General features: G+C 28.3%; 8 protein-coding genes. 5 read left to right on the forward strand and 3 right to left on the reverse strand.

Annotation, left to right across the window (positions count from 1 at the left end; translation table 11 throughout):
* Positions 1–29 precede the first annotated feature (29 nt).
* Positions 30–314, forward strand: coding sequence for a putative quinol monooxygenase (locus WBG30_RS09340; protein WP_424504385.1), 285 nt, complete (start codon positions 30–32; stop codon positions 312–314).
* Between the two features lie 151 nt (positions 315–465).
* On the opposite strand, the gene WBG30_RS09345 is transcribed toward WBG30_RS09340, so the two are convergent.
* Complete coding sequence (locus WBG30_RS09345) at positions 466–1953, reverse strand: SulP family inorganic anion transporter (RefSeq protein WP_424504386.1); 1488 nt, start codon at positions 1951–1953, stop codon at positions 466–468.
* A gap of 132 nt (positions 1954–2085) precedes the next feature.
* On the opposite strand from WBG30_RS09345, the gene WBG30_RS09350 reads away from it, so the two are divergent.
* Positions 2086–2505 carry a MarR family winged helix-turn-helix transcriptional regulator gene (locus WBG30_RS09350; protein WP_424504387.1) on the forward strand — a complete coding sequence of 140 codons (420 nt, stop codon included), beginning with the start codon at positions 2086–2088 and terminating at the stop codon, positions 2503–2505.
* An 82-nt stretch (positions 2506–2587) separates the two neighbouring features.
* On the opposite strand, the gene WBG30_RS09355 is transcribed toward WBG30_RS09350, so the two are convergent.
* Positions 2588–2905 carry a hypothetical protein gene (locus WBG30_RS09355; RefSeq protein WP_424504388.1) on the reverse strand — a complete coding sequence of 106 codons (318 nt, stop codon included), beginning with the start codon at positions 2903–2905 and terminating at the stop codon, positions 2588–2590.
* Positions 2906–3113: 208 nt separating this feature from the next.
* Between WBG30_RS09355 and WBG30_RS09360 the strand changes: the two genes are divergently transcribed.
* From WBG30_RS09360 to WBG30_RS09370, 3 genes are read left to right on the forward strand one after another with little or no spacing between them, the layout of a single operon-like run.
* On the forward strand, positions 3114–3401 hold the full coding sequence (locus WBG30_RS09360) for a putative quinol monooxygenase (RefSeq protein WP_424504389.1): 288 nt from the start codon (positions 3114–3116) through the stop codon (positions 3399–3401).
* Between the two features lie 40 nt (positions 3402–3441).
* Complete coding sequence (locus WBG30_RS09365; protein ID WP_424504390.1) at positions 3442–4257, forward strand: aldo/keto reductase; 816 nt, start codon at positions 3442–3444, stop codon at positions 4255–4257.
* Between the two features lie 36 nt (positions 4258–4293).
* Positions 4294–4929, forward strand: a complete 636-nt coding sequence (locus WBG30_RS09370) for a flavodoxin family protein (RefSeq protein WP_424504391.1) — start codon at positions 4294–4296, stop codon at positions 4927–4929.
* 385 nt (positions 4930–5314) lie between these two features.
* Here WBG30_RS09370 and WBG30_RS09375 read toward each other — a convergent pair whose 3' ends face one another.
* Positions 5315–5641, reverse strand: a complete 327-nt coding sequence (locus WBG30_RS09375; RefSeq protein WP_424504392.1) for a DUF2023 family protein — start codon at positions 5639–5641, stop codon at positions 5315–5317.
* Positions 5642–5776 lie beyond the last annotated feature (135 nt).

Below are 5776 nucleotides of genomic sequence, written 5' to 3' on the forward strand. Positions count from 1 at the left end.
GAAAAAATAAATATTCAAGGAGAAAAATTATGATAAAAATCACAGCAAAAGCAAATGTAAAGGAAGAAAATAGAGCCCTTTATTTAGAAGTAGCTTCAATCTTAGCAAAAGCAAGTAGAAAAGAAGAAGGGAATATTTCATATGGTTTATTTCAAGGGACTAAAAATCCTTCTACTTTAACATTTATAGAGGAATGGGAAAGTTTTGAAGCTATTAAAATCCATGAAGAATCTGAGCATTTCAAAGTAAATATCGAAAAATTAATTGAATTAGCTGAATCTGTAGATATAAATTTGTATAACCAGGTTATATAAATTTAAGATTATTAGAAACTATGAATATATATATGTATAAGTAATAAAATTATAAAAAATGAAGATTGACCCTTTTGAGTCAAACTTCATTTTTTTATTATCTAAGAAAATATGAATTATGTTTATCGGTATAAAACCTTCCCTTACTTTTTTATAAACTATCTATGGAAAATTTTATAGAGTCTATATTCTTTGCATTTTGTAATAGTAATCTACAATTTTCATTAGGCCTTCTCAAGGTAAATTTTTTCCCTAAATCCGCATATTTCTCTGCAATTCCATTGATTGTTTCTATTCCAGAAAAATCCATTACCTTAGCATGTTTAAGGTCTAGTATAACATTCATAGGGTCGGTATTGACATCAAAGATCTCTTTTAATTTATAAACCGAACCAAAGAATAAGACGCCATTCATCTTATAAATTTTTTCTCCATTCACACCAGTTTCAATCTTGGCATATATGATCTTTCCTTTTTCCCAAGCAAACATAAGAGCAGATAAAATAACTCCTACGATAACTGCAGTTGCCAGATCTTGAAATATAGTTATAAAAGTTACAGCTAAAACAACTATGACATCTGATTTAGGAATTTTCCCACCATACTTTAAACTCTCCCATTTGAATGTACCGATAACTACCATAAACATAACTCCAACTAATCCAGATAATGGAATGGCATTTGTAAAAATAGAACCAAATAACATGAATATCATCAAGGTAACTGAGGCAACAATCGCTGAAAATCTAGTTCTTCCACCAGATTTTACATTTATAATTGATTGACCGATCATAGCATCTCCACCCATACCTCCAAACAGACCATTTGCCAAGTTTCCTAAACCTTGGGCAAAGAACTCTTTATTAATTTTACTTTTAGTATTAGTCATCTCATCTATAACCCTTCCAGTTAACACAGCTTCAGTAAGACCTACAAGAGCTCCTATTACAGCATATGGAAATATTATTTTAAATGTCTCTAGACTAAGAGATACATGGGGAATAGAAAATGTTGGAAGAGCACCCTTTAACTCCATCCCTGCAAAATCTTGAACTGTTCTCAAAGAATAGATATCATAGTGATCCATAAGACTTGAAGCAACTGTTACAGCCACTATAGCGACTAAACTCGATGGTATAGCACTAGTTATTTTCCCAGTAAAATAGATTATAGCCATAGTCATCACTACAAAGATAATCATAATCACTAGATCTTTTGTTGGCATCCAATTTCCATTAATTTTAAATTGAGAAAACTGAGCGGTAAACATAACAATAGATAAACCATTTAAAAATCCTAATGTTACTGAATATGGGATGATCTGTGTATATTTTCCCAGTTTAAAAACTCCCAATAATATTTGAAGGATCCCCATAAGGACTACTGTGGCAAATAAATATTCTAAACCATAAGTCGCTATTAAGGATGCAAAAACAACTGAAATAGCAGCTGTAGAAGAACTAATCATTGCTGGCCTTCCAGTAAAAATAGCCGCGACTAATCCCATGACTACTGCACCTTTTAAACTCAATATGGGACTTACCCCTGCTACAAAAGCAAATGCAACAGATTCAGGGATAAGTGCCAGTGCAACTGTCATTCCAGATAAAATTTCATTTTTTAATATTTTTTTAAACATGCTAACCTCCTTAAAATAAGTTGTTCGAACTTGAACAACTTAGACACTATAACATGTTTTCTAAGTTTGTTCAACCACGAACGAATAAAATGTATGGTATAATAGATATATATTAAAATTAAAGGGGGAAAAATGAAAGAAAGTGTAGTAGAGCTTCTAAAATGTGTAAATAATAGATTTAACGATAATTTAAAAGCAGAATTTAAAAACAAAGAGATCCCAATAAAATTAAAGCATATCGATCTTTTTATAATTTTATACAAACAAGGAAAAGAAACAGAATTTAAAAATTTAGTTAAAATTTGGGGGATCTCTAAATCCACTGTATCTGAAACTATAACAAGGTATGTTAAACTTGGATTATTAAAAAAAGATAACACAACTATAGATAAAAGGTTGGTATATATTTCTCTTACTGAAAAAGGTAGTGATTATACAGAAAAAATAAACGATATTACTGCTAAATATTCCATTAAAATCAATGGATTATTAGGTGAAGATAAAAATAATTTAAAAAATATTCTCAAAACTATAATTAAATCAGATGTATAAAAGCAACGTGATGTCGCATCTTAGATATAAAAAAAAGACAAAGTTCATATATGAACTTTATCTTTTTTTAGTCAAGATAAATTTATTTATACATATTTCCCATTGTAAACTCTAAATCCACAAGAATACCCATAAAGATAATAACCATAGCCACCATATATTTTGTATTAATTCGTTTAGATTTAACAAAGTCATCTTTTGTTTTTCCGTCTACTGAAATAATATCTTTTAAGTAGCAATGATAGTTATTCTCAAACCAAATAATATAATCTAAACAGGTGTAATCTCTTTCGAATTTAACAATTTTACTTTTTTTTATCCTCTTATTGTGATCATAAAACTCAATTAAACCAGACAACTTTTTTATTTCTTTTTGTTTTAACCTTAAAATTTCTTTCATAACAGCTCCTTTTGCTTCATTTTTTTAATATTTTATTAATTATTTTTAATTATTTTAACTGATTGATTATATTACAAAGTGAGAAAACAATCAATAGTTTCTATTTAGAAACTACATAACTATATGGAAACTACTTCACATATAATACTTTTAATGATATTGTTATTATGAACAAATAAACTAAAAAAATATTAGGAGGATATCAAATATGATTGCAATGGTTGTACAAATAATAGCAGAAAAAAATGACATTCAAAAAATAAAAGAAATTGCAGAAAAATTGGTAATAGAAACAAAAAAAGAAAAAGGGTGTATAGAGTATGATTTTTATACTAGCATAGAAGATACTACATCTATGTCTTTTATTGAAAAATGGGAAACTAAAGACGATTTAGAAAATCATTTAAATTCTGAACATTTTAAAAAACTGTATCCTGAGATCTGTAAATATAAAATTGGTGGAGAAACTGTCTTATATGAAAAATATAAGGTATAATTAAAGTATAAATAAAATTAATTTTTTTTGGAGGATTATTATGAAAACGATAACTTTGAACAACGGAATAAACATTCCTGTTATTGGACTAGGAACATTTCGGGCTAAGGAAAAAGATGTTTATAATGCTGTAAAAATAGCTTTGGAATCTGGGTATAGACATATAGATACTGCTATGATCTATGGAAATGAAGTAGAAGTAGGAAAAGCTATAAAAGACAGTAAAATCCCTAGAGAAGAACTTTTTATAACAACTAAATTATGGAATTCAGACCAAGGTTATGAATCAACTAAAAAAGCATTCGATGACTCGTTAAAAAAATTAGATTTAAAATATATTGATCTGTATTTGATCCATTGGTATAAAGGAGAAGAAAAAGCTGCGGATTCATGGAAGGCAATGGAAGAACTATATGAAATTGGTAAAATAAAATCTATTGGAGTATCAAATTTTAATGCGAATCATATTGAAAATCTTCTAAAAACCGCGAGAATAAAACCTGTGATAAATCAAGTAGAAATCCATTTAGGACTACCTCAATATAATTTACAAAAATACTGTGAATCTAAAGAAATAAAGTTAGAAGCATATGCTCCCATGCAGTCAGGAGGAATTTTTTCTAATGAAGAAATTAAAAAAATTGCCAAAAAACATAATAAAACAATAGCTAATATAGCTTTAAAATTTTTAGTAGACCGTGGAATCATAGTCCTTCCAAAATCTATTAAAGAGGAAAGAATTTTAAATAATAAAAATATTTTTGATTTTTCATTAGATGAAGATGATCAGATAATTTTAGAAAAACAATGTAATGGAATGAGATTGTTCCCTGATCCAGATAACTGTTCTTTTTAACAAAAATTTATAAACTTTAGGAGTTGAGATATATTTATGAAAGTAGTAGCATTTAATGGAAGCCCAAAGGTGAATGGGAACACTAGACAAGCCATAGATATTGTAGCCGCTGAATTAAAAAAAGAAGGGATAGAAGTAGAAGTTATCCACGTTGGAAATAAAATTATTAGAGGCTGTTTAGCCTGTGGTCAGTGCAGAGTAAAATTAGATGATAGATGTATCATAAAAGATGATAACTATGTAAATGAATGGATTCAAAAAATGAAGGAAGCTGACGGTGTAATCTTAGGATCGCCTGTACATTATTCTGCTATTGCTGGAACAATGAAATCATTTTTAGATCGTGCATTTTATGTTATGGGTGGATCATCTATGCTAAGAAATAAAGTTGGTGCTTCTATTGTCGCAGTTAGACGTTCTGGTGGAATTCCAACTTTTAATCAATTAAACAACTTTTTAAATTATTGTGAATTAACTATGCCTACTTCTAATTACTGGAATGTAATCCACGGTACTGCTCCTGGAGATATTGAACAAGATGAAGAGGGAAAACAAATTATGAGAGTTTTGGGTAAAAATATGGCTTATCTTTTAAAATTAGTTGAAAATGGTAAAGGTAAAATAGAGTCTCCTGAGCTGGAACCTAAAACATATACTCACTTTGTTAGATAAAGAAATTTAGTTTTTTGTAGAAATAAAAAGCTCTTAATTTATATAAACTGCACTCTTATATATAAGAGTAGGGCAATATTTAGGCATTCAAAAGATGATCTCTGTATTCTACAGGAGTCATCTTTTTTAATCCCTATTGGTATCTATAATTACTGTAATAATCCATAAACTTTTTCATCTTTTTTTTCATTTAAATTTTTACAATCATATTAATTCCAATGGCGATATAGATTGTTTTTTATACTATATACCCTTCACTTCGAATATTATAATGTTAGTATCTATAAAAACTATAGTATATGCATTTTCTAGTAGTCTATCCTGTCATTTTTTAACAACAGAAAAGATCTTATAAATAATTCTTACTGGCAGAACTTTTCTTGATTTAAGCTCTATTTATTTCTCCATATTTCATAAATCTTTCACACTGTTTCTTCCTATCATAACCTAGCATTATGCCTAATATAAAATCTTCCTCTGCTGTATAATCTCCTAAATAATCCTTCCCAATTTTTTTTATAACTTCTACACATTCTTCAGCTCCAAAAAAAATATTAAGATTGTTATTTTTGGTCTCATATATTTTATAGTTTATCTTCCTCTTTCCTAATTTCATCTCAATCATCTCAAGGTTATCTTTAGACGTTGTGTGTAAAACTAAATTTCTTAATCCTTTTTCATATTCATATATATGGTGAACAAATACCTTCATCTTTTCCTCCTCCTACTCCTCTAAATATTCACATACTTCGCTGATACTTTCTTTTAATTTATTTATACTGCTTGAATGAACTCTTATTAATTTTATATCATTTTTCTTACAGACTTTGTTACACGAGATCGAAAG

It is taken from the genome of Psychrilyobacter sp., from assembly GCF_049671765.1.
Classification (GTDB): Bacteria; Fusobacteriota; Fusobacteriia; order Fusobacteriales; family Fusobacteriaceae; genus Psychrilyobacter.

What these genes read in the sequence shown, in the direction of transcription:
- WBG30_RS09340 (WP_424504385.1), top strand. Translation starts at nt 30, where the DNA reads ATGATAAAAATCACAGCAAAAGCAAATGTAAAGGAAGAAAATAGAGCC.
- WBG30_RS09345 (WP_424504386.1), bottom strand. Translation starts at nt 1,953, where the DNA reads ATGTTTAAAAAAATATTAAAAAATGAAATTTTATCTGGAATGACAGTT.
- WBG30_RS09350 (WP_424504387.1), top strand. Translation starts at nt 2,086, where the DNA reads ATGAAAGAAAGTGTAGTAGAGCTTCTAAAATGTGTAAATAATAGATTT.
- WBG30_RS09355 (WP_424504388.1), bottom strand. Translation starts at nt 2,905, where the DNA reads ATGAAAGAAATTTTAAGGTTAAAACAAAAAGAAATAAAAAAGTTGTCT.
- WBG30_RS09360 (WP_424504389.1), top strand. Translation starts at nt 3,114, where the DNA reads ATGATTGCAATGGTTGTACAAATAATAGCAGAAAAAAATGACATTCAA.
- WBG30_RS09365 (WP_424504390.1), top strand. Translation starts at nt 3,442, where the DNA reads ATGAAAACGATAACTTTGAACAACGGAATAAACATTCCTGTTATTGGA.
- WBG30_RS09370 (WP_424504391.1), top strand. Translation starts at nt 4,294, where the DNA reads ATGAAAGTAGTAGCATTTAATGGAAGCCCAAAGGTGAATGGGAACACT.
- WBG30_RS09375 (WP_424504392.1), bottom strand. Translation starts at nt 5,641, where the DNA reads ATGAAGGTATTTGTTCACCATATATATGAATATGAAAAAGGATTAAGA.